Here is a 21,570-nt window from a genome sequence, read left to right as displayed (position 1 = left end):
ACGTTGTCTGATGGTATACCAACATGTGGCATACACATCAGAAGGAGGCGGCCTTGGTTCCGGTCATTCGCAAAACCCTGCTCCACGTTGAAACCACGCTCATCGAAGGTGGTAAGGCAGCACCGAAGCCGCTGAAGCTCATCGCAGCCATTGCCGTTGTGAAAAACCCTTGGGCTGGACGTGGTTTCGTCGAGGACCTTAAGCCAGAGATCCATGCCGCCGCCCCGGTGCTCGGTACGCTTCTCACCAAGATGATCCTTGACGTGGCGGGATCGGGCGAAGCTGTCGAAGGTTATGGCAAGGCTGCTGTCGTCGGTCTCGACGGTGAGATCGAGCATGCCTCGGCGCTCATTCATACGCTGCGCTTCGGCAACCATTATCGCCAAGCCGTCGGGGCCAAATCTTATCTCGCCTTTTGCAACACACGGGGCGGAGCGAACGCGCCGATCATGATCCCGCTGATGGACAAGAACGATGAGGGCCGACGCTCCCACTACCTGACGATCCAGTGTGCAATCCCGGATGCGCCTGCTGCAGACGAAATTGTCGTGGCTCTCGGTGCTTCAATCGGCGGCCGTCCGCATCATCGCATCGGCGATCGCTATCAGGACCTGAAGGAGCTGGGCAACGATGTCCATAATCCCGCAGCGGTCTGAGATGCCGTCGGGCACGACCTATGTCGCGGTCGGACGCGGCGAGCCGCTCGTCTTGATCCATGGTGTCGGCATGAAGCTGGAGGCGTGGTCGCCGCAGATCGAAGCTCTATCCGAAGGCTTCGAGGTGATCGCGGCTGACCTTCCGGGGCACGGGGAAAGTGCACCACTTACAGGCGGAACTGACCTAAGGGACTTTGTCAGTCGTTTCCTGCGTTTCCTCACCGAACTCGGTCGAGGCCCGGTCAGTGTGGCCGGACACTCCATGGGCGCACTTATTGCCGCTGGGCTCGCCGTCGAGGCACCGGAGCTCGTTCGACGTGTTGCGCTTCTCAACGGTGTCCATCGTCGGGATCCGGCTGCACGGGATGCGGTGCGGCAGCGCGCTGCAGAAATCGAGACCGGTCGCTTTGATCGAGAGGCACCGCTGCGGCGCTGGTTCGGTGAAGGGCATGAGCATGAGGGAGCGTATGCCTTGTCGCGCAGGCTGCTCGCCGAAGTCGACCAGCAGGGCTATGCGACCGCCTATGCGGCGTTTGCAAATGGAGACGCGGTCTATGCTGACAGGTGGTCGGAGGTCATCTGCCCGGCGCTCTTTCTGACAGGGGAGGGCGATCTCAATTCGACGCCGGACATGGCCCGCGCCATGGCAGCATCCACCCGGTTGGGACAAGCGGTGATCATCTCCGGTCATCGTCACATGGTCAATTTGACCGCGCCTGAAGAGGTCAACGCTGCGTTGGCCGACTGGATGAACCGGACAGGAGAGGAGGCCTGCCATGACGCATGACCCGCGCGCCTTGCGAAATGCCTTCGGTGCCTTTTTGACCGGTGTCACCGTGGTGACCACTCGCAATACTGCAGGCGAGCCGATCGGCTTTACTGCCAATTCCTTCACCAGCGTCTCGCTCGATCCGCCGCTTCTTCTCGTCTGCCTCGCCAAAACCTCGCGCAACTTTGATGCCATGACCGGTTCGGCCGGATTTGCCGTCAACATCCTGTCGGAGGCGCAGAAGGATGTTTCGAACACCTTCGCCCGACCCGTCGAGGATCGTTTCGCTGCGGTCTCTTGGCGTGACGGGCCACAGGGCTCACCGATCTTTGCCGACGTGTCCGCTTGGTTCGACTGTTCTACCCACCAGGTGGTCGAAGCAGGTGACCATGTCATCCTGATCGGACGGGTTGAAGCTTTCGAGGATACAGGCTTGGCCGGGCTCGGTTATGCACGGGGCGGCTATTTCTCGCCGGCGCTATCGGACAAGGCGTTGCTCGCCGGGCAGGACATGCCGCAGACACTGGGCGCGGTCGCCGAACGCAACGGCGAGGTGCTGTTGCAGGAAGCGCCGGACGGCACTCTTCGTCTTCCATCGATCGACATGGAGAATGGTGGAGAAGGCGTCGATGCCCTGTTCGGTCATCTGCGCGAGCTTTGCCGCCTCCCGGTCGCGCCGGGCCTGGTCTACTCCATCTACGAAGACACCCAGTCCCGTCGCCAGTACGTTATCTATCGGGCAACGCTCGGCGAAGGCCATGTCGAGGGCGCTAAGCTATACCCCGTCGGCGCCCTGCCGCTGGAACGCGTCGCCGACCGCGCCACGCGCGACGTGCTGACGCGCTATGTTCAGGAATCGAGCCTCGGCAATTTCGGGGTCTATGTCGGAAATCAGGAAAAGGGCCGGGTGCACGCCCAGGTCACCAGGGGATAGGCATGAAGTTCTCGCTCTTCGTCCATATGGAAAGGCTGGATGCCAGCCAGTCGCATGGCCAGCTCTATGAAGAATTCATCCAGCTTTGCGAGATCGCCGATCGCGGTGGCATGCACGCGATCTGGACCGGTGAGCACCACGCGATGGATTTCACCATCGCCCCGAACCCCTTTATCAACCTTGCGGACCTCGCCCGCCGTACGAAGAATGTGCGCCTCGGCACGGGAACGGTGATCGCGCCCTTCTGGCATCCGATCAAGCTGGCCGGCGAAGCGGCGATGACCGACATCATTTCCGACGGCCGTCTTGATATTGGGATTGCGCGCGGCGCCTATGGTTTCGAATATGAGCGCCTGCTCCCTGGCCTCGATGCCTGGGGTGCAGGCCAGCGCATGCGCGAACTGATCCCTGCGGTGAAGGGTCTCTGGGCCGGAGACTATGCCCATCAGGGCGAGTTCTGGCAGTTCCCGTCCACGACATCAGCGCCAAAGCCGGTGCAGCAGCCGCATCCGCCGATCTGGGTTGCGGCGCGCGATCCGAACAGCCACGAATTCGCCGTTGCCAGTGGCTGCAACGTTCAGGTGACGCCGCTCTGGAACGGCGATCCGGAAATCGAGGCGTTGATGGGGCGCTTCAACACGGCTTGCGAAAAGGCGCCCGATCAGCCGCGGCCGAAGATCATGCTGCTCTTGCACACCTATGTCGGCACGGATGCCACCGACGTCGATCAGGCGACCCGCGAGGTCAGCGTTTACTACAACTACTTCTCCGCCTGGTTCAAGAACGAGAAGCCGATCAGCCAGGGACTGATCGAACGCCTGACCGAAGAGGAAATGGCCGCCAATGCGATGCTGTCGCCGGAGGTCATGCGGAAGAACCTGCCGATCGGCACAGCCGACGAGGTAATTGCCCGGCTGAAAGCCTACGAGGCATTGGGCTACGACGAATACTCGATGTGGATCGACACCGGCATGTCGTTCGAGCGCAAGAAGGCCTCGCTCGAACGCTTCATCGCCGACGTCATGCCGGCTTTTGGCTGAGGGGGTCCGATGCAGCGCTTCCAGCAATATATCAACGGTGTCTTTGATGACGGCAGTGGCCGTTTCGAAAGCATCGATCCGGCGACGGCCAAGCCGTGGGCCGACATGCCTGAAGCCCGCGAAGCGGATGTCGACCGGGCTGTCGACGCTGCCGAGACTGCTTTGCTGGACGGCCCCTGGGCTACGATGACGGCGACGCAGCGCGGCAAGCTGCTTTACAAACTGGCTGATCTGGTGGCCGCCAACGCTCCGAAGCTCGCCGAACTTGAAACGCGCGACACTGGCAAGATCATTCGCGAGACTTCGGCCCAGATCGCCTATGTCGCAGATTACTACCGCTATTATGCCGGCCTCGCCGACAAGATAGAGGGCGCCTATCTTTCGATCGACAAGCCGGACATGGATGTCTGGCTCCGGCGCGAACCGGTCGGTGTCGTCGCCGCCATCGTGCCGTGGAACAGCCAGCTGTTTCTCTCGGCCGTCAAGCTCGGTCCGGCCCTTGCTACCGGCTGTACGCTGGTGGTCAAGGCCTCCGAAGATGGTCCCGCACCGCTTCTCGAATTTGCCCGTCTCGTGCATGAGGCCGGGTTCCCTGCTGGCGTCGTCAATATCCTGACGGGCTTCGGTCCCTCCTGCGGCTCTGCGCTGACCCGTCATCCGAAGGTTGCCCATATCGCCTTTACCGGCGGGCCCGGGACCGCAGCTGCGGTCGTGCGCAATTCGGCCGAAAACCTCGCCAGTACCTCGCTCGAACTTGGCGGCAAGTCGCCCTTTGTCGTCTTTGCCGATGCCGATCTTGAGAGTGCTGCCAACGCCCAGGTGGCCGGTATCTTCGCCGCGACCGGACAGTCCTGCGTCGCCGGCTCCCGTCTGATCGTCGAGGCCTCGGTCAAGGATCGTTTTCTCGAGATCCTGAAGGCAAAGGCCGAGGCCATTCGCATCGGTTCACCGCTCGACATGGGTACGGAAGTAGGACCGCTCTGCACCGAGCGCCAGCGGGTGCTGATCGAAAAGACGGTGCAGGCCTCGCTTGACGCCGGGGCGAGATTGGTGACCGGCGGACGCAGGCCAATGGAGGAGGGCTTCTTCTTTGCCCCGACCATTCTCGATTGCGACGGTGTGGTGTCCCCTTCGGTCGAAACGGAACTTTTCGGCCCCGTGCTCTCGGTTCTCTCTTTCGAGACCGAGGCAGATGCCGTCCGCCTTGCGAATGATACGCGCTATGGCCTTGCCGCCGGTGTCTTCACCCAAAACCTGACCCGTGCGCACCGGATGATCAAACGCATTCGCGCCGGCGTCGTCTGGGTCAATACCTACAGGGCCGTCTCCCCGATCGCACCCTTTGGCGGCTTCGGCCAGTCCGGCCACGGACGGGAAGGCGGACTTCAAGCCGCGCTCGACTATACGCGGACGAAGACGGTTTGGGTGCGGACCTCCGACGATCCGATCCCCGATCCTTTCGTGATGCGGTGAGCCCATGTATTACGAGATCCGGACCTACCGACTGAAGAACGGCGCGATCCCCGAATACCTGAAGGTCGTCGAGGAAGAGGGGATTGCGATCCAGAAGAGCCATCTTGGCCACCTCGTCGGTTACTTTTTTTCCGAAATCGGCCCGATCAACGAGATCGTTCATATCTGGGCCTTCGCCAGCCTGGACGAACGGCAGGAGCGGCGGGCCGCGCTGATGGCAGACCCGGCCTGGCGTGCCTTCCTGCCCAAGATCCGCGACCTGATCGAGGTTGCAGACAACAAGATCATGAAGCCGGCGGCCTTCTCGCCGCTCGGTACCAGCCTGCCTGCATGACACATAAAAAGTGAACAATAACGGAGAACGGGAACATGAAAAAACAACTGGCAGCCACAGTCTTTACCGCCCTGATCGGTCTTTCTGGTTCGGCACTCGCCGACGAGATGGTCTTCACCAGCTGGGGCGGAACCACCCAGGACGCCCAGAAGGCGAATTGGGCCGACAGCTTCACGACCAACACAAGCATTGCGGTCGTCCAGGACGGCCCGACGGACTATGGCAAGATCAAAGCCATGGTCGAAGCGGGCAGCGTGACCTGGGATGTGGTTGACGTCGAGGGTGACTATGCCGTTCAGGCCGGCAAGGCCGGCCTGCTCGAGCCACTCGATTTCTCCGTCATCGACAAGTCCAAGCTCGATCCGCGTTTCGTCACCGACTATTCCGTCGGCAGCTTCTACTATTCCTTCGTCATCGGCTGCAACAAGGACGCGGCCGGCACTTGCCCGAAGACCTGGGCCGATCTCTTCGACACGGCCAAGTTCCCCGGCAAGCGCGCCTTCTACAAGTGGTCGGCGCCCGGCGTGATCGAAGCCGCGCTGCTCGCTGACGGCGTTGCCGCCGACAAGCTTTATCCGCTTGATCTGGACCGTGCTTTCAAGAAGCTCGACAGCATCAAGGCTGACATCGTCTGGTGGGATGGTGGTGCAGCCTCCCAGCAGCTTCTGGCCTCCGGCGAAGCCCCCTTCGGCTCCTTCTGGAATGGTCGCCTGACGGCACTCGCCGCCACCGGCGTCACGGTCGAAACCTCCTGGGACCAGAACATCACCGCAGCGGATTCCCTGGTCGTGCCGAAGGGTACGAAGAACAAGGATGCAGCGATGAAGTTCATCGCCCATGCGACGGCCGACATGCAGCAATCGCTGTTCTCAATGGCGACCGGTTATGCCCCGACCAATGTCGACGCCAATCTCCTGATGGACGAAGCCGTTCGCAAGACGCTGCCCGACATGCAGGCCGAAAGCCAGGTTAATGCCGACATGACCTACTGGGCCGACAATCGCGACGAGATCGGCAAGCGCTGGTACGACTGGCAGGCCAAGTAAGCGAGAAAGCCGGCCGGTTTCGATCGGCCGGCCCAACAGAACCGAGGCAACAGCATGGCCATTCTCGCAACGACTGAAAGAGCGAACGGCAGCAGCCGGGGATCGGTGAGAAAGCGCGACAGCGGCTTTTCCAGTTCCGTTCCAGCTTTACTGTTGATCATCCTCTTCTTCGTCACACCCGTGCTTGGCCTTTTGCTGCGCAGCGTGACGGAGCCGGAACTCGGCCTGCAAAACTACGCCGAACTGATTGGCAGTGGCACCTATCTGCGCATCTTTGCCAATACCTTCCTGGTGGCAGGTACTGTGACCGCCTTGTCCGTGGTCATCGGCTATCCAGTGGCCTGGGCGCTGGCTGTCCTCCCGCGCCATTGGTCACAACTGGTCTTTGCCATCATCATCCTGTCGATGTGGACCAACCTGCTTGCCCGTACCTATGCCTGGATGGTGCTCCTGCAGCGCACCGGCGTAATCAACAAGACACTGATGGGGCTCGGCCTGATCGACACGCCGCTGGCGCTGGTTAACAATCTCGTCGGGGTCACGATCGGCATGACCTATATCATGCTGCCCTTTGTCATTCTGCCGCTGGTCGGGGTTCTCAGATCGATCGATCCGGCCATCCTGCGGGCTGGCGCCCTCTGCGGGGCTAACCGCCTGCAATGCTTTACCCATATCCTCCTCCCCCTGTCCCTCCCGGGCGTCGCAGCGGGTGCACTGATGGTTTTCGTCATGGCACTTGGCTATTACGTCACCCCTGCGCTGCTCGGCGGGACGGCGAACATGATGCTCGCCGAAATGATCGCGCAATTCGTCCAGTCGCTGGTCAACTGGGGCATGGGAGGCGCTGCCGCCTTCGTTCTCTTGGTCGTGACCCTCCTGCTTTACGCCGTGCAATTGCGCTTCTTCGGCGCAAATCGGATCGGTTGAGGAGGTCTCGCCATGTTGCTCGACTATGACAAGCTCGGCGCCTGGAAATGGTTGCTCATTGGGACGACAGTCCTCGTTTGCCTCTTCCTGCTCATGCCCATCGTCTTCATTGCAGCTCTGTCCTTCGGCTCCTCGCAGTGGCTGATCTTCCCGCCGCCATCCTGGACGACCCGCTGGTATGCGGAATTGTTTTCCGATCCGCGCTGGCTGACATCGGCGTTGACCAGCCTACAGATCGCCTCCGTCGTCACGGTGCTGTCCGTGGTGATCGGCTTTCTGGCAGCACTCAGCCTCAACCGTGGAAACTTCGTCGGCAAGGAATTGCTGCGTGCGCTGTTCCTGACGCCGATGATCCTGCCGGTGGTCGTGCTTGCCGTGGCACTCTACGCCTTCTTCCTTGAAATCGGTCTGGCCGGCACCACGATCGGCTTCATCATTGCGCATCTTCTGATCGCGCTGCCCTTCTCGGTCATCTCGATCGGCAGCGCGCTCGACGGCTTCGACAAGTCCATCGAGGATGCTGCCATCCTGTGTGGCGCAAGCCCATGGGAAGCCCGGCTCAGGGTAACCGTGCCGGCGATCAGCCACGGCCTGTTTGGGGCCGCTGTCTTCTCCTTCCTCGCCTCCTGGGACGAGGTGGTGCTGGCGATCTTCATGGCGAGCCCGACGCTGCAGACCCTGCCGGTCAAGATCTGGTCGACGCTGCGACAGGACTTGACCCCCGTTATTGCCGCCGCTTCAACCCTTCTCATTCTCTTCACCATCGTCTTGATGGTCATCGCGGCCCTGGTCCGCAAGGGACGAAAAACATGACGTCTTCCTTCATTGAGATCCGCGATATTCGCAAGGATTACGGCCCGATTACCGCAGTCAAGGACGTGACCCTCGATATCCGCAAGGGCGAGTTCATGACCTTTCTCGGGCCTTCGGGCTCGGGTAAATCGACCACGCTCTACATGTTGGCAGGTTTCGAAAATCCAACCTCCGGTGATATTCTGGTGGATGGCAAGAGTGTGCTCGATACGCCATCGCACAAGCGCAATATTGGCATGGTGTTCCAGCGCTACACGCTGTTTCCGCATTTGACCGTTGGCGAGAATGTCGCCTTTCCCTTGCGCATTCGTCGCCTGCCCAAAGCTGAAATCGAGACGAAGGTGAAGGAAGCCCTGCGCCTGGTGCGGCTCGAAGGCTTCGAGGATCGGAAGCCCGCCCTGATGTCGGGCGGCCAGCAGCAACGCGTCGCGCTTGCCCGCGCACTTGTCTACGATCCGCCCATTCTCTTGATGGACGAACCGCTCTCGGCCCTCGACAAGAAACTGCGCGAAGAAATCCAGCTCGAAATCCGCAGAATTCACCGCGAGACGGGTGTTACCATCCTCTATGTCACGCATGACCAGGAGGAAGCGCTACGCCTGTCCGATCGCATCGCGGTCTTCAGCCACGGCCGCATCGACCAGATCGGCTCGGGCAACATGCTCTATGCCGAGCCTTCGACCCGCTTCGTTGCAGGGTTTATCGGCGATTCCAACTTCATCGATGTCGATATCCTTGAAACACAGGGGACGTCGGCTCGGATCAAGACCAAGGGGGGCGTCGAGATTTCAGGTGTTCCGCTTCATGGGCAGGGTAATGGGGGCAAGGGGGCGCTTCTCCTGCGCCCCGAACGGCTGGAATTGCGCAAGACCGGAAGCGATGCGGGATTGCTGCGAGGCACTGTCCTGGACATGCACTTTCTGGGCAACACAACTGATGTGGTTGTGGATCTCGGAGAGGGCGAAACACTTTCGGTCAAGCTGCCATTCGGCCATCCGGCCCTGTCGGAAATCGGACCTGCTGTGATGGTGGATGTGACCTTCGATGCCGGGAGCACGCACCTCTTTCGCATGTAGTGTCTCTTTCGGACGAGTGATCGCAAAGACCGAAAAGGAGATCTGGCCGCGCAAAAGCTGCGCGGTTATCGGTTTGCGTGAATTTCAGTGAAAAGCCCATTGTCCTCTCTGTGGAGCGGGCATGTCGACGCAGAATGCCGGCGGGTCAGCGATCTCGTTCGCAGCAGAGAACTCTTAGTCGAAGCTCAACGATTAGCTTGTGCCTGGCCTCAGGGATGGCGGCACAAGAGGGCGATCTCCCCAACGAGACTTTCGGCGAGGCTGCGCATGACGATCAGTTCGAAAACCTCCGGCCCCGTCTGGGTAATATGAACGCCGATATGGCCAATCAGTGTAGTTGCAGGTCGCTCGAGAGCTACAGGGGCGGCATGAAGGTCGAGCCCGGTGGCCTGCGCCAGAACAGTCTGGACAGTTCGTCCTTCGAGCTCCAGCCGAACCCGGCCGTGGCTCTGGTCGACGATATCCACTCGCTCCCGGAGCGTTTCCGCAATCTCAGCGTGGTCCAGTCGGCCATCTGATACAAGCAACCACTGGCCGGGACTGAAGGGTCTCAGGTCTGCCGACATCCCCGCACCGAGCTGTTGCCTGATCCAGGCCTCATCAATGGAGCCGGGACGCGAGAGCAGCAGCAACAGCAACAGCGCGCCTTCTGTCTGCACGGCCAGTCGTGTGCCGTCTCCCAGCACGCGGATAGGTTCCGCCAGTGGCGAACGGCGTTCGATGTCCATGGACGTCAGATGATCCGGGGAAGTGTGCGTTTCAGACATGAAGCTTCTCGTTTTGCGGATCGACAAAAACAGGGCTCACCAGCCGCCCCATGGCAAACTCGTTGCGCAGACCGTTCCAGATCTGAACTTCCTCGCCGTAGCGGGAGGCGCCGCCCTTCACCAGCGCAAGACCGATGGTCGAGCCAACATGCGGTGAGTAGCAGCTCGACGAGACATAACCTTCATCATTCTCGAGTGTCGCATCGGCTTCTTTCTTGAGAATATGGGCCCCCGTTCGGAAACTGTCGGACGGCTCGATCGGCAATACGCCAACAAGCTGGAGGCGATCGGTATCGACCAATCCCTCGCGCTGAACCATGTGTTTGCCGATGAAATCCGGCTTGCCCATGGCGACCATTTTCGCCATGCCGAGATCCGCTGGGACGACCGTACCGTTGATCTCGTTGTGCGTGACGTAGCCTTTCTCTATCCGCAAGACCGACAGGGCCTCGACGCCGTAGGCGCAAATGCCATGAGGTTCGCCGGCCCGCATGATCGCATCGGCAACGCTCTCGCCGAAATCGGCGGGAACGGCGAGTTCATAGGCGAGTTCGCCTGAAAACGAGATGCGAAACAGCCGTCCCTTGAGACGTCCGCCGAAGAGCCGGACCTCTCTTGCTGCAAGGTAAGGGAAAGCGTCATTGGAAATGTCCTGATCAACGATCTGCTCCAGCACGGCACGCGCCTTCGGTCCGGCTATGGCCATCTGTGCCCATTGGTCGGTGACGGATGCCAGCCTGACGTCGAGTTCGGGCCAGAGTGCTTGAGAGCAGAATTCGAGATGGTTCATCACACCAGCTGCATAGGCAGTCGTCGTGGTCATGAAGTAGCGGTTCTCGCCCAGCCGGCTGGTGGTGCCGTCATCATAGATGAAGCCGTCTTCTCGGAGCATGAGGCCGTAGCGGGCCTTGCCGATCGGCAGCTTGAGAAAGCCGTTGCAATAGACCCGGTTGAGGAATTCGGCTGCATCCGCCCCGCAGATCTCGATCTTCCCCAAGGTCGAGACGTCGCAGAGGCCGACATTTTGTCTGATATTCAAGACTTCGCGATCGACGCTGTCCCGCCAGTGGGTTTCACCCGCCCTCGGGAACCAGCTCGATCGATACCAGAGCCCCGTTTCGACAAATGTTGCGCCCAGCCGTGCGGCCCAGTCATGCAGGGGCGACTTGCGGACGGGCTGGAAGTGTTTGCCGGTCGATGCCCCGGCTAGCGCCCCGAATGAGACAGGCGTGTAGAATGGCCGGAATGTCGTGGTGCCGACGTCGGTAGGCGATATGCGTCGCGCTTCGGCCAGCAGGCCGATTGCGTTGACGTTCGATAGCTTGCCCTGATCCGTCGCCATGCCATTGGTCGTGTAGCGCTTGGCGAGCTCCACATGTCCATAGCCCTCCCGAACAGCCAGCCCGAGATCCTTGACATGCACATCGTTCTGGAAGTCGACAAAGGCCTTCGCTTTGATACCAGGAATGGACCAGAGCGGTGGGGCTGGTGCGAGCACACTGTCTCCCTCGATCACTGGGATGTCACAGGCTTTCGCGGAAACGCCAAGCTCGGCAAGAGCCTGAACGGCTGTCTTGCTGGCCGATTCCATGGATGACCTGATGCCCGATACACCGGCGGCGGCACCCGCGATCTGCAGATCCGTCAATCCATCCGGCGCCAAGAAGGCGGCATGGTCATCCGACCAGCGCGGCTTGCCGCCCCGATGACAGGCCAGGTGGATCACAGGCGAGAAGCCGCCTGACATGGCGAGACTGTCTACCCCAATCCGTTCGGTTTGCCCTTCATGCCAGATCTCGATCGCTCTAACACGCTTGCGACCCAATACATTGGCGACGAAACCGCCCCTTACGAGCCGCGCGCTACCCTTGAAGTCAATCGCCGCGTCGCGGCGGCTGTCGACGACAACGGCAACCTCGACACCAGCTTTTTCCAAGTCGGCAGCAAGCGCATAGCCACTGTCGTTCGTTGTAAAGATTGCGGTCTTGCGACCGGGCGCCACAGCATGGCGGTTCAGATAGGTGCGCATGGCACCTGCCATCATCACGCCGGGAACGTCATTGCCGCCGAAGACCAGCGGGCGTTCTTCCGATCCGGTCGCCAGAATTGCCTTCCTGGCCGCAATCCGCCATAGACGCTCGACCGGGCGGTTGGCGTCCGGCGATGCAACATGTTTTTGCACGCGCTCCACGGCACCGAAGACCTGGCCGTCGTACCAGCCGAATGCCGTGGTCCGCGGCATCAGCCTGACATTATCCAGCGAGGCAAGTTCATCCAGGGCACTGGCAACGAAGATCGCTGCCGTCTTGCCTCCGATGCTTGCCGTCTCGCTCAAGAGGAACCCGCCGATTGCGGCATTCTCATCGATCAGGATGACGCGTGCTCCGGCACGCCCGGCCGTCAAGGCGGCCGCAATCCCGGCAGCACCACCGCCGACAATCAGCAGGTCACAATGCGCCCAGCATTTTTCATAGGCGTCGGGATCGGCTTCATAGGTCGCGCGGCCGAGCCCCGCCGCCTTGCGAATGACGGGTTCGTAAACCTTCTCCCAGAACTTGGCAGGCCACATAAAGGTCTTGTAATAGAAGCCCGCCGACAGAAAGGGCGAAAGAAGCCCGTTTACGGCACCCATATCGTAGTCGAGAGAAGGCCAGCGATTCTGACTGCTGGCCTCGAGCCCCTCGTAAAGCTCCTGCATCGTGGCGCGACTGTTGGGTTCGGTACGACCACCGCTGCCAATGGTCATCAGCGCATTGGGCTCGGCCGATCCTGCTGTCAGAATGCCGCGTGGGCGGTGGTATTTGAAACTGCGTCCCACGAGTTGGCGACCATTCGCCAGAAGTGCGGAGGCGAGCGTGTCGCCGGCAAAGCCGCTCATCGGGCGGCCGTCGAGGGTGAAGTTCAGCGGCGCGGTCCGATCGATCAGGCCGCCATTGCCAAGACGGTGGGACGTCATGCCATCACCGCCTTTGTCTCGGACGCATCCCTGCAGGACGCAACCTCGTGAGTGACCGTGTCGCGTGCCAAGACAAGCCAGCGTCGGCAGCCGGCGGTGTGATGCCAGTATTCCTCATAGGCGCCCCGCGGATTGTCGCGCAAATATACATAGTCGTGCCAGGCATCTGCTCCAGCCTCGGCATCAGGGCGCTGTAGAGCGGCCCCCTTCACAGTGAATTCTTCCTTGGGGCGAAGCCCGCAATGGGGGCAGGGGATTCGGCTGGCCATCGTCGTTGTGCTTTCGGAAAACTCAGTGAAGGTTCGGCTGGGCGCCCTGGCCCTTTTCGTCGATCAGATAACCGCGGCGGAAACGATCCAGGCGGAAAGCCCGTGCGGTCTCATGAGGCTCGCCCTTTGCAATGAGATGGGCAAAGCAATAGCCGGAAGCCGGCGTCGCCTTGAAGCCGCCATAGCACCACCCGGCATTCAGATAGAGATTGTCGAGATGGACGCGGTCTATGATGGGCGATCCATCCATCGACATGTCCATGATCCCGCCCCAGGATCGGAGCACGCGGATGCGGGAGAGGGCAGGGATCATGGCTTTGCCCGCTTCGGCGACGTGCTCGACGGTCGCCAAATTGCCGCGCTGTGCATAGGAGTTGTAGCCGTCGATGTCCCCGCCGAAGACAAGGCCGCCCTTGTCGGATTGGGAGACGTAGAAGTGGCCGGCCCCGAAGGTGACGACGCCGTCGATGAAGGGTTTGAGCCCCTCGGAGACGAAAGCCTGGAGAACGTGGCTCTCGATTGGCAGTTTGAGGCCCATCATTTCGGCGACCCGCGAGGAGTTGCCAGCGGCGGCGACTGCAAGCTTGCCGCAACCGATGAAGCCGCGTGTTGTTTCAACACCGATAGCCTTTCCGCCCTCGCGTCGAATACCGGTAACCTCGCAGTTCTGCAGTATATCGACGCCATGGCTATCGGCTCCGCGGGCGTACCCCCAGGCGACGGCATCATGGCGAACCGTTCCGCCGCGCCTTTGCAGGATGCCCCCCTGGATGGGGAAGCGGGCATTGTCATAGTCGAAGAAGGGCAGCATCGCGCGCACAGCCTCACGATCAAGAAGCTCCGCATCCACCCCATGGAGCCGCATAGCATTGCCGCGCCGCGTATAAGCGTCGCGCTGCGCGTCCGAATGGAACAGGTTAAGGACACCGCGTTGCGAGACCATGGCGTTGAAATTGAAGTCCTGCTCGAGGCCCTCCCAGAGCTTCATCGAGAACTCGTAGAAGGGGTTGTTGCCGGGCAAGAGATAGTTGGAGCGGATGATCGTGGTGTTCCTGCCCACATTGCCCGAACCGATATAGCCCTTCTCGACTACCGCGATGTTGCGGATTCCGAACGTCTTCGACAGGTAGTAAGCGGTTGCCAATCCATGACCGCCACCGCCGACAATGATCACGTCGTAATGCGGCTTGGGTTCCGGCTGGCGCCAGTGGGCGGCCCAATTGCGGTTGCCGAAAAGCCCATTGAGAAAAATCGAGAGTGCCGAATATCGCATCCACTGCTGCCCGGTTCGAAGAATGGTGCTCAGCCTAGGGGCGCTTCGGAAACTTAAATTGCAGGATAGAGCCATTTTGGAATAGTTTAGAGACATGACAGTCTCTCTCGCTTCTTCCCAGCGCTATGGCTTCGTCCTGGTTCCGAATTTTGCGTTGATGTCCTATGCCTCGGCGATGGAGCCGCTCAGGGCTGCAAACCTGATCGCCCAGACTGCGCTCTACGAAACCAAATCCCTGTCGATCGGCGGGCGACCGGTGCCATCTTCGTCGGGATTTGAGATCCCTTGCGATGACCTCGCCGGTGCAGGCGCACTTTGCCATACCGTCTTCGTGGTGGCTGGAGGCAATCCGGAGGACTGGAGTGAAACGGCGGCCCTCCAGCCGGTATTGCGGCGACTTGCCCGTCAGGGCGTGCGCATCGGCGGCATTTCGAGCGGATCCTTCATTCTGGCCGCTGCCGGCCTGCTCGATGGTCGCGATTTTACCATTCATTGGGAGCACGCTCCGGCCTTGCGCGAAGCCTTTCCTCATCTGTCTCCGCGCCAGGCCCGCTACGTAATTGATGGTGACCGGGTGACATGCGGTGGCGGCGTCGCACCGCTCGACCTGATGCATGCCGTGATCGGAAGTCGGATGGGCGCCGCCTTTGCCCGCCGTGTCAGCGACTGGTATCTGCATACGGCCGTTGCCGAACCGACGGCGCCACAGCGGGGGTCGTCGAGCGAACGCTACGGGACGCATCACCCCGCTCTGATCACGGTCCTTGAGAAGATGGAGACGACGATCGAGCATCCGCTTGATCGTCAAACAATGGCCCGGCTCGCGGCCGTGAGCCCCAGACATCTTGATCGCTTGTTTTCTGAGCATCTCGGGATCAGTTTTCACGCCAGCTATCGCAGGATCAGGCTCGACCATGCCAGGCGCCTGCTGGAGCAGAGTCCGCTCTCACTCTCTGAACTGGCCTTTGCCACAGGCTTTTCGAGCGCCTCGCATTTTTCCCGCGCCTTCAAAGAGCATTTTGGACTGACGCCAAAATCCGCTAGAGCAAACAAACGGACGTCTTGAGGGCGTGCCGAGGTCCAGAGGAAGAGATACGATGGCAAAGAGCGGGAAAGAACTGGCGAACCCTGCCAAGGCGGCACTTGCCCAGGATCCCCATGCCGTTCGTGAGCCGCGTGCCAACAATCTCGAAATGGCAATCGGCCATGAGGTGCGCACCTATCGCAAAAAGCTCGGCATCACGGTCGCCGACATGGCAGCCGCCACCGGCATGTCCGTCGGCATGCTGTCGAAGATCGAAAACGGCAACATTTCGCCTTCGCTGACAACCCTTCAGGCCTTGTCCAAGGCGCTTGGCGTGCCGATCACCGCCTTCTTCCGAGGCTTCGAGGAGCCGCGTAGCGCAAGTTTCGTCAAGGCCGGGGAAGGGGTGCATCTGGAGCGCCGGGGAACTCGTGCCGGTCACCACTACAGTCTGCTCGGTCATATCGAAAACAACACGTCAGGCGTCATCGTTGAACCCTATCTGATCACGCTGAACGCCTCGTCCGATGTCTTTCCGACGTTCCAGCACGAGGGCATGGAGTTCCTCTACATGCTGGAGGGTGAGGTGGTTTATCGCCACGGCGACAGCCTGTACCGCATGGAAGCCGGCGACAGCCTTTTCTTCGATGCCGATGCCCCGCACGGGCCGGAAGAGCTGGTCAAGCTACCGGCGCGTTACCTGTCCATCATCTCCTATCCACAGCAGCAATAGTTGCCTTAAAAGAAAAAAATATTCCTAAGGATTGATTTCGCTAACGGCCACTGCTAGGTCTGTCTCCAACGAAAAACTGGAGATCACGGCCATGTGCGGCATTGTGGGTTTGTTCCTGAAAGACAAGACGCTGGAGCCCCGGTTGGGGGATCTGCTGTCGGACATGTTGATCACCATGACCGATCGTGGACCGGATTCGGCTGGCATCGCGATCTATGGCGGTACAGCTGAAGGCAAGGCCAAGGTGACGATCCAGTCAGGTGATCCGGCCAGTGATTTCGCCGGTCTTGACGCTGATCTGGCAAAGGCTGGCCTTGACGCGACTGTCACAATCAAGAGCACGCATGCCGTGATCGAGATCGCAGCGTCCCGCCTGGGTGACATCAGGGCGATCCTCGCTGAAATCCGCCCTGACGTCCGCATCATGGGTTCGGGCGAAAGCGTCGAGATCTTCAAGGAAATTGGCCTGCCGAAGGATGTCGTCTCTCGCTTCGACGTGCGCTCGATGGGTGGCACGCATGGCATCGGCCACACGCGCATGGCAACCGAAAGTGCGGTTACCACGCTCGGTGCCCACCCCTTCTCAACAGGCGCGGACCAGTGCCTGGTTCACAATGGCTCGCTGTCCAACCACAACAATTTGCGCCGCGAACTCATCCGTGAAGGCATGAGCTTCGAAACCCAGAACGACTCGGAAGTCGCCGCCGCCTATCTCACGGCCGAGATGGCCAAGGGCAAGGATCTGGGTCAGGCGCTGACGGGTGCGCTCGACGATCTCGATGGTTTCTTCACCTTCGTCGTCGGCACCAAGTCGGGCTTCGGCGTTGTTCGCGATCCCATCGCCTGCAAGCCGGCGGTCATGGCCGAGACCGATCAGTATGTCGCCTTCGGCTCGGAATACCGTGCGCTGGTCAATCTGCCGGGCATCGAGACCGCCCGAGTCTGGGAGCCGGAACCGGCGACCGTTTACTTCTGGGATCACGACAAGGCCGCTTGAAGCCTCGCCTCACACGACACGAAAGTTTGCTCCATGCCTGTTTTCGATCTTTCTCAGACGCCGCTGCGTGACCTGAACAGCGCCCTTCACGCGCTCAGCGCCGGCGCCAACGATACTGCCTTCGAAGTCGTCAACCCGCGCGGCCATCACGCTGTGGCCGTGGGAATTGATGCCCCTGTTACCGTCGAGGTGAAAGGTTCCGTCGGCTATTACTGTGCTGGCATGAACGATGGCGGGACCGTTACGGTCCATGGTTCCGCCGGACCGGGCGTGGCCGAAAACATGATGTCCGGCACCGTGATCATCGAAGGCGACGCTTCGCAATATGCCGGCGCCACTGGTCGTGGCGGTCTCCTCGTCATCAAGGGTAACGCCGCCTCGCGTTGCGGCATCTCGATGAAGGGCATCGATATCGTCGTCAAAGGCTCGATTGGCCATATGTCGGCCTTCATGGGCCAGTCCGGTCACCTCGTTGTCTGTGGCGACGCCGGCGAAGCGCTCGGTGACAGTCTCTATGAGGCAAAGATCTTCGTGCGCGGCACGGTGAAGAGCCTCGGCGCCGACTGCATCGAGAAGGAGCTGCGACCCGAACACCTCGAAAAGCTCGCCGAGCTTTTGGCAAAGGCCGGCATCACGGACGTGAAGCCGGAAGAGTTCAAGCGCTACGGTTCGGCCCGCAAGCTATACAATTTCAATATCGACAACGCTGACGCGTACTGAGGCGAGGAACAGCCATGAGCTACCACAACCCTTTCACCCCGCCGCGCAAGTCCGCAACCTTCGACGATTACACGCTGGCCGAAATCCGCCGTGCGGCCGCCACCGGCATCTACGATATCAGAGGCGCCGGCACCAAGCGCAAGGTCCCGCATTTCGACGACCTGCTGTTCCTCGGCGCGTCGATCTCGCGTTATCCGCTCGAAGGCTATCGGGAAAAATGCGACACCTCGGTGGTGCTCGGCACGCGCTTTGCCAAGAAGCCGATTTACCTGAAGACCCCGATCACCATCGCCGGCATGTCCTTCGGCGCACTCTCGGGCAATGCCAAGGAAGCGCTCGGCCGTGGTGCCACGCTCGCCGGCACGTCGACCACGACAGGCGACGGCGGCATGACCGACGAGGAGCGTGGCCACAGCCAGACACTGGTCTATCAGTATCTGCCCTCCCGCTATGGCATGAACCCGAAAGACCTGCGCCGCGCCGACGCCATCGAAGTGGTTGTCGGCCAGGGCGCCAAGCCCGGCGGCGGCGGTATGCTGCTCGGCCAGAAGATCTCCGATCGCGTCGCCAACATGCGCAACCTGCCCAAGGGCATCGACCAGCGTTCCGCCTGCCGCCACCCCGACTGGACCGGCCCGGACGATCTGGAAATCAAGATCCTCGAACTGCGCGAGATCACCGACTGGGAAAAGCCGATCTATGTGAAGGTTGGCGGTGCCCGTCCCTACTACGATACAGCGCTTGCGGTGAAGGCTGGTGCAGACGTGGTGGTGCTCGACGGCATGCAGGGCGGGACGGCCGCCACCCAGGACGTCTTCATCGAGAATGTCGGCATGCCAACGCTCGCCTGCATCCGCCCCGCCGTCCAGGCGCTGCAGGATCTCGGCATGCATCGCAAGGTGCAACTGATCATCTCTGGCGGCATCCGCTCCGGTGCCGATGTGGCGAAGGCCCTGGCCCTTGGCGCCGATGCAGTGGCAATCGGCACGGCAGCACTCGTTGCCATCGGCGACAACGACCCGAAGTGGGAAGAGGAATACCAGAAGCTCGGCACCACGGCCGGTGCTTACGATGACTGGCACGAAGGCAAGGACCCGGCCGGCATCACCACACAGGATCCGGAGCTCGCCGCCCGTCTCGATCCGGTCGCCGCCGGTCGCCGGCTTGCCAACTATCTGAAGGTCATGACGCTGGAGGCCCAGACGATCGCGCGTGCCTGCGGCAAGAACAAGCTCACCAATCTCGAACCGGAAGATCTCTGCGCCTTGACGATGGAAGCCGCAGCCATGGCGCAAGTGCCGCTCGCCGGCACCAGCTGGTATCCCGGCAAGGGCGCTTTCTAAAACCTGAATGGCCGTATCCGACCTCCCACGGATGCGGCCATTTCCTTTCAACCATTGTGTCTCAATCCATAAAAAGCAGGGGAACGAGTTGACACAGGATCTTGCAAGCTTCGCCGCTGAGCGCGGCATTAAATATTTCATGATCAGCTATACCGACCTCTTTGGTGCCCAGCGCGCCAAGCTGGTTCCGGCAGAAGCGATTGCCGACATGCAGAAGGATGGCGCGGGATTTGCCGGTTTCGCCACCTGGCTCGACCTGACGCCGGCCCATCCCGACCTCTTTGCCGTGCCGGATGCCTCCTCGGTCATTCAGCTTCCCTGGAAGAAGGACGTTGCCTGGGTCGCAGCCGACTGCGTGATGGAAGACAATCCGGTCGAACAGGCGCCGCGCGTGGTGCTCAAGCGACTTGTAGCGGAAGCGGCCGAGCTAGGCCTGCGGGTGAAAACCGGCGTCGAACCGGAATTCTTCCTGATTTCCGCCGATGGCGAAAAGATCTCCGATGAATTCGATACGGCGGAAAAACCCTGCTACGACCAGCAGGCGCTGATGCGCCGCTACGACGTGATCGCCGAAATTTGCGACTACATGCTGGAACTCGGGTGGAAGCCCTACCAGAATGACCACGAGGACGCGAACGGCCAGTTCGAGATGAACTGGGAGTATGACGATGCCTTGAAGACGGCCGACAAGCACTCCTTCTTCAAGTTCATGGTCAAGTCCGTCGCCGAAAAGCACGGGCTGCGCGCCACCTTCATGCCGAAGCCCTTCAAGGGCCTGACCGGCAATGGCTGCCACGCGCATATTTCGGTCTGGGATACGGACGGCAAGGTCAATGCCTTTGCCGACAAGGCCATGCCCTTCGGTCTCTCGGCCAAGGGCAAGACCTTCCTCGGCGGCATCATGAAACATGCCTCGGCGCTCGCTGCTATCACCAATCCGACGGTCAATTCCTACAAGCGCATCAACGCGCCGCGCACGATTTCAGGCGCCACCTGGGCACCCAACACCGTCACCTGGACGGGCAACAACCGCACCCACATGGTCCGCGTGCCCGGTCCCGGCCGCTTCGAACTGCGCCTGCCGGACGGCGCGGTGAACCCGTACCTGTTGCAGGCGATCATCATTGCAGCCGGCTTGAGCGGCTTGAAGTGTGATGCCGATCCGGGTCCGCACCACGATATCGACATGTACCGCGACGGGCATCTGATCAAGGATGCGCCGAAGCTGCCGCTCAACCTGCTCGATGCGCTGCGCGCCTACGAGGAAGACAAGGGCCTGCAGGCAGCCCTCGGCACGGAATTTTCCGCTGCCTATCTCAAGCTGAAGCACGGCGAGTGGAATACCTATTGCTCGCAGTTTACCGCCTGGGAGCACCAGACGACGCTCGACGTCTGACATCGTTGAAAGATCCGCAGATGTCTCGGTTCCGATCCGAGGCATCTGCACCCTCTCGCCATCATTCCCGTTGCAGATCCGCGCCACACCGGCGAGGATGGCGGCGCAACACCGACCTATGCCCATACCGGAGCCTGAACCGATGAAACACGTCCTGACCGTATCCTGCAAGTCGACCCGCGGCATCGTCGCCGCGATCACGGGCCTGCTTGCAGAGAAGGGCTGTTACATCGTCGACTCCTCACAGTTCGACGATCTCGACACCGGCCTGTTTTTCATGCGGCTTAGCTTCATCATCCAGGATGGCGCGACGATCGATGAGATCGTGGCCGGGCTTGAGCCGGTGAAAAAGAGATTCGGCATGACCGCCGAATTCCATGACGGCGATGCCAAGATGAAGGTGCTGTTGATGGTCTCGCGCTTCGGCCATTGCCTGAACGACCTTCTCTACCGCTGGAAGATCGGCGCGCTTCCGATCGACATTGTCGGCGTTGTCTCCAACCACTTCGATTACCAGAAGGTCGTCGTCAACCACGACATCCCCTTCCACCACATCAAGGTGACCAAGGACAACAAGCCTCAGGCCGAGGCGCAACTCCTCGATCTGGTCGAACAGACCGGCACCGAGCTCATCGTTCTCGCCCGCTACATGCAGGTGCTCTCAGACAGTCTGTGCCGGAAAATGTCGGGCAAGATCATCAACATCCACCACTCGTTTCTGCCGAGCTTCAAGGGCGCGAACCCCTACAAGCAGGCCTATGAGCGCGGCGTGAAGCTGATCGGGGCGACGGCCCATTACGTCACCGCCGATCTCGACGAAGGCCCGATCATTGAGCAGGACACCGTGCGCGTGACCCATGCCCAGTCGCCGGAGGATTACGTCTCGATGGGGCGCGACGTGGAAGCCCAGGTTCTGGCCCGCGCCATCCACGCCCATATCCACCACCGCACCTTCATCAACGGCAACCGCACCATCGTCTTCCCGCCGAGCCCGGGCTCTTACGCCTCCGAGCGCATGGGGTGA

General features: G+C 60.9%; 21 protein-coding genes. 17 read left to right on the top strand and 4 right to left on the bottom strand.

The annotated features are described in order from the left end of the window. Nucleotides 1-53: 53 nt before the first annotated feature. Genes ACSV9I_RS16550 through ACSV9I_RS16505 form a run of 10 tightly spaced genes read left to right on the top strand, consistent with a single transcriptional unit; the run spans nucleotide 54 to nucleotide 9,068 of the window. Nucleotides 54-656: an amino acid synthesis family protein gene (locus tag ACSV9I_RS16550; RefSeq protein ID WP_438329959.1), complete on the top strand. Its 603-nt coding sequence runs from the start codon at nucleotides 54-56 to the stop codon at nucleotides 654-656. Continuing rightward, entirely contained in the window at nucleotides 631-1,443 is an 813-nt protein-coding gene (locus tag ACSV9I_RS16545) for an alpha/beta fold hydrolase (protein WP_438329958.1), read from the top strand. The genes ACSV9I_RS16550 and ACSV9I_RS16545 overlap by 26 nt, the downstream gene beginning before the upstream one ends. Continuing rightward, nucleotides 1,433-2,359: a flavin reductase family protein gene (locus ACSV9I_RS16540; RefSeq protein ID WP_438329957.1), complete on the top strand. Its 927-nt coding sequence runs from the start codon at nucleotides 1,433-1,435 to the stop codon at nucleotides 2,357-2,359. Before ACSV9I_RS16545 ends, ACSV9I_RS16540 begins: the two co-directional genes overlap by 11 nt. Nucleotides 2,360-2,361: 2 nt before the next feature. Further along, nucleotides 2,362-3,399 carry an LLM class flavin-dependent oxidoreductase gene (locus tag ACSV9I_RS16535; RefSeq protein ID WP_438329956.1) on the top strand — a complete coding sequence of 346 codons (1,038 nt, stop codon included), beginning with the start codon at nucleotides 2,362-2,364 and terminating at the stop codon, nucleotides 3,397-3,399. A gap of 9 nt (nucleotides 3,400-3,408) precedes the next feature. Then, a complete protein-coding gene (locus tag ACSV9I_RS16530) occupies nucleotides 3,409-4,872 on the top strand; it encodes an aldehyde dehydrogenase (RefSeq protein WP_438329955.1) in 1,464 nt (487 codons plus the stop codon). Between the two features lie 4 nt (nucleotides 4,873-4,876). Further along, the gene (locus ACSV9I_RS16525) at nucleotides 4,877-5,206 is read left to right on the top strand and encodes an NIPSNAP family protein (protein ID WP_438329954.1); all 330 of its coding nucleotides are present in this window, start codon (nucleotides 4,877-4,879) and stop codon (nucleotides 5,204-5,206) included. A 35-nt stretch (nucleotides 5,207-5,241) separates the two neighbouring features. Further along, nucleotides 5,242-6,252 carry an ABC transporter substrate-binding protein gene (locus tag ACSV9I_RS16520; protein ID WP_438329953.1) on the top strand — a complete coding sequence of 337 codons (1,011 nt, stop codon included), beginning with the start codon at nucleotides 5,242-5,244 and terminating at the stop codon, nucleotides 6,250-6,252. 54 nt (nucleotides 6,253-6,306) lie between these two features. Continuing rightward, entirely contained in the window at nucleotides 6,307-7,179 is an 873-nt protein-coding gene (locus ACSV9I_RS16515) for an ABC transporter permease (protein ID WP_438329952.1), read from the top strand. Nucleotides 7,180-7,191: 12 nt separating this feature from the next. Beyond that, nucleotides 7,192-7,992: an ABC transporter permease gene (locus tag ACSV9I_RS16510; protein ID WP_438329951.1), complete on the top strand. Its 801-nt coding sequence runs from the start codon at nucleotides 7,192-7,194 to the stop codon at nucleotides 7,990-7,992. Beyond that, nucleotides 7,989-9,068 (top strand): ABC transporter ATP-binding protein, encoded by a 1,080-nt coding sequence (locus ACSV9I_RS16505; RefSeq protein ID WP_438329950.1) that lies wholly within the window; start codon nucleotides 7,989-7,991, stop codon nucleotides 9,066-9,068. Before ACSV9I_RS16510 ends, ACSV9I_RS16505 begins: the two co-directional genes overlap by 4 nt. Nucleotides 9,069-9,277: 209 nt before the next feature. Here ACSV9I_RS16505 and ACSV9I_RS16500 read toward each other — a convergent pair whose 3' ends face one another. The 4 genes from ACSV9I_RS16500 to ACSV9I_RS16485 are packed head-to-tail and all read right to left on the bottom strand — an operon-like array spanning nucleotide 9,278 to nucleotide 14,333. Next, on the bottom strand, nucleotides 9,278-9,835 hold the full coding sequence (locus tag ACSV9I_RS16500) for a sarcosine oxidase subunit gamma family protein (RefSeq protein ID WP_438329949.1): 558 nt from the start codon (nucleotides 9,833-9,835) through the stop codon (nucleotides 9,278-9,280). Then, nucleotides 9,828-12,791: a sarcosine oxidase subunit alpha family protein gene (locus ACSV9I_RS16495; protein WP_438329948.1), complete on the bottom strand. Its 2,964-nt coding sequence runs from the start codon at nucleotides 12,789-12,791 to the stop codon at nucleotides 9,828-9,830. Before ACSV9I_RS16495 ends, ACSV9I_RS16500 begins: the two co-directional genes overlap by 8 nt. Next, a complete protein-coding gene (locus ACSV9I_RS16490; protein ID WP_438329947.1) occupies nucleotides 12,788-13,060 on the bottom strand; it encodes a sarcosine oxidase subunit delta in 273 nt (90 codons plus the stop codon). Before ACSV9I_RS16490 ends, ACSV9I_RS16495 begins: the two co-directional genes overlap by 4 nt. Nucleotides 13,061-13,082: 22 nt before the next feature. Then, nucleotides 13,083-14,333 carry a sarcosine oxidase subunit beta family protein gene (locus ACSV9I_RS16485; protein WP_438329946.1) on the bottom strand — a complete coding sequence of 417 codons (1,251 nt, stop codon included), beginning with the start codon at nucleotides 14,331-14,333 and terminating at the stop codon, nucleotides 13,083-13,085. 94 nt (nucleotides 14,334-14,427) lie between these two features. On the opposite strand from ACSV9I_RS16485, the gene ACSV9I_RS16480 reads away from it, so the two are divergent. The 7 genes from ACSV9I_RS16480 to purU all read left to right on the top strand — a co-directional run bounded on the left by ACSV9I_RS16480 (nucleotide 14,428) and on the right by purU (nucleotide 21,570). Next, entirely contained in the window at nucleotides 14,428-15,399 is a 972-nt protein-coding gene (locus tag ACSV9I_RS16480) for a GlxA family transcriptional regulator (protein WP_438329945.1), read from the top strand. Nucleotides 15,400-15,430: 31 nt separating this feature from the next. Continuing rightward, nucleotides 15,431-16,090 (top strand): helix-turn-helix domain-containing protein, encoded by a 660-nt coding sequence (locus ACSV9I_RS16475; RefSeq protein ID WP_438329944.1) that lies wholly within the window; start codon nucleotides 15,431-15,433, stop codon nucleotides 16,088-16,090. A 91-nt stretch (nucleotides 16,091-16,181) separates the two neighbouring features. Further along, entirely contained in the window at nucleotides 16,182-17,087 is a 906-nt protein-coding gene (locus ACSV9I_RS16470; protein WP_438329943.1) for a class II glutamine amidotransferase, read from the top strand. Between the two features lie 33 nt (nucleotides 17,088-17,120). Next, a complete protein-coding gene (locus tag ACSV9I_RS16465; RefSeq protein WP_438329942.1) occupies nucleotides 17,121-17,807 on the top strand; it encodes a protein GlxC in 687 nt (228 codons plus the stop codon). Between the two features lie 14 nt (nucleotides 17,808-17,821). Beyond that, nucleotides 17,822-19,150: an FMN-binding glutamate synthase family protein gene (locus ACSV9I_RS16460; protein ID WP_438329941.1), complete on the top strand. Its 1,329-nt coding sequence runs from the start codon at nucleotides 17,822-17,824 to the stop codon at nucleotides 19,148-19,150. An 88-nt stretch (nucleotides 19,151-19,238) separates the two neighbouring features. Then, entirely contained in the window at nucleotides 19,239-20,546 is a 1,308-nt protein-coding gene (glnT, locus tag ACSV9I_RS16455) for a type III glutamate--ammonia ligase (protein ID WP_438329940.1), read from the top strand. A gap of 142 nt (nucleotides 20,547-20,688) precedes the next feature. Then, a complete protein-coding gene (gene purU / locus ACSV9I_RS16450) occupies nucleotides 20,689-21,570 on the top strand; it encodes a formyltetrahydrofolate deformylase (protein ID WP_054157474.1) in 882 nt (293 codons plus the stop codon).

Origin of the sequence: Rhizobium sp. G187 (genome assembly GCF_051549525.1) — a bacterium.
Taxonomy (GTDB): domain Bacteria; phylum Pseudomonadota; class Alphaproteobacteria; order Rhizobiales; family Rhizobiaceae; genus Allorhizobium.
This window is presented reverse-complemented; position numbering and strand designations above follow the sequence as displayed.

Excerpts from the sequence above, each read along its gene's own strand:
- ACSV9I_RS16545 (WP_438329958.1), top strand. The coding sequence starts at position 631 with ATGTCCATAATCCCGCAGCGGTCTGAGATGCCGTCGGGCACGACCTAT.
- ACSV9I_RS16540 (WP_438329957.1), top strand. The coding sequence starts at position 1,433 with ATGACGCATGACCCGCGCGCCTTGCGAAATGCCTTCGGTGCCTTTTTG.
- ACSV9I_RS16535 (WP_438329956.1), top strand. The coding sequence starts at position 2,362 with ATGAAGTTCTCGCTCTTCGTCCATATGGAAAGGCTGGATGCCAGCCAG.
- ACSV9I_RS16530 (WP_438329955.1), top strand. The coding sequence starts at position 3,409 with ATGCAGCGCTTCCAGCAATATATCAACGGTGTCTTTGATGACGGCAGT.
- ACSV9I_RS16525 (WP_438329954.1), top strand. The coding sequence starts at position 4,877 with ATGTATTACGAGATCCGGACCTACCGACTGAAGAACGGCGCGATCCCC.
- ACSV9I_RS16520 (WP_438329953.1), top strand. The coding sequence starts at position 5,242 with ATGAAAAAACAACTGGCAGCCACAGTCTTTACCGCCCTGATCGGTCTT.
- ACSV9I_RS16515 (WP_438329952.1), top strand. The coding sequence starts at position 6,307 with ATGGCCATTCTCGCAACGACTGAAAGAGCGAACGGCAGCAGCCGGGGA.
- ACSV9I_RS16510 (WP_438329951.1), top strand. The coding sequence starts at position 7,192 with ATGTTGCTCGACTATGACAAGCTCGGCGCCTGGAAATGGTTGCTCATT.
- ACSV9I_RS16505 (WP_438329950.1), top strand. The coding sequence starts at position 7,989 with ATGACGTCTTCCTTCATTGAGATCCGCGATATTCGCAAGGATTACGGC.
- ACSV9I_RS16500 (WP_438329949.1), bottom strand. The coding sequence starts at position 9,835 with ATGTCTGAAACGCACACTTCCCCGGATCATCTGACGTCCATGGACATC.
- ACSV9I_RS16495 (WP_438329948.1), bottom strand. The coding sequence starts at position 12,791 with ATGACGTCCCACCGTCTTGGCAATGGCGGCCTGATCGATCGGACCGCG.
- ACSV9I_RS16490 (WP_438329947.1), bottom strand. The coding sequence starts at position 13,060 with ATGGCCAGCCGAATCCCCTGCCCCCATTGCGGGCTTCGCCCCAAGGAA.
- ACSV9I_RS16485 (WP_438329946.1), bottom strand. The coding sequence starts at position 14,333 with ATGCGATATTCGGCACTCTCGATTTTTCTCAATGGGCTTTTCGGCAAC.
- ACSV9I_RS16480 (WP_438329945.1), top strand. The coding sequence starts at position 14,428 with ATGACAGTCTCTCTCGCTTCTTCCCAGCGCTATGGCTTCGTCCTGGTT.
- ACSV9I_RS16475 (WP_438329944.1), top strand. The coding sequence starts at position 15,431 with ATGGCAAAGAGCGGGAAAGAACTGGCGAACCCTGCCAAGGCGGCACTT.
- ACSV9I_RS16470 (WP_438329943.1), top strand. The coding sequence starts at position 16,182 with ATGTGCGGCATTGTGGGTTTGTTCCTGAAAGACAAGACGCTGGAGCCC.
- ACSV9I_RS16465 (WP_438329942.1), top strand. The coding sequence starts at position 17,121 with ATGCCTGTTTTCGATCTTTCTCAGACGCCGCTGCGTGACCTGAACAGC.
- ACSV9I_RS16460 (WP_438329941.1), top strand. The coding sequence starts at position 17,822 with ATGAGCTACCACAACCCTTTCACCCCGCCGCGCAAGTCCGCAACCTTC.
- purU (WP_054157474.1), top strand. The coding sequence starts at position 20,689 with ATGAAACACGTCCTGACCGTATCCTGCAAGTCGACCCGCGGCATCGTC.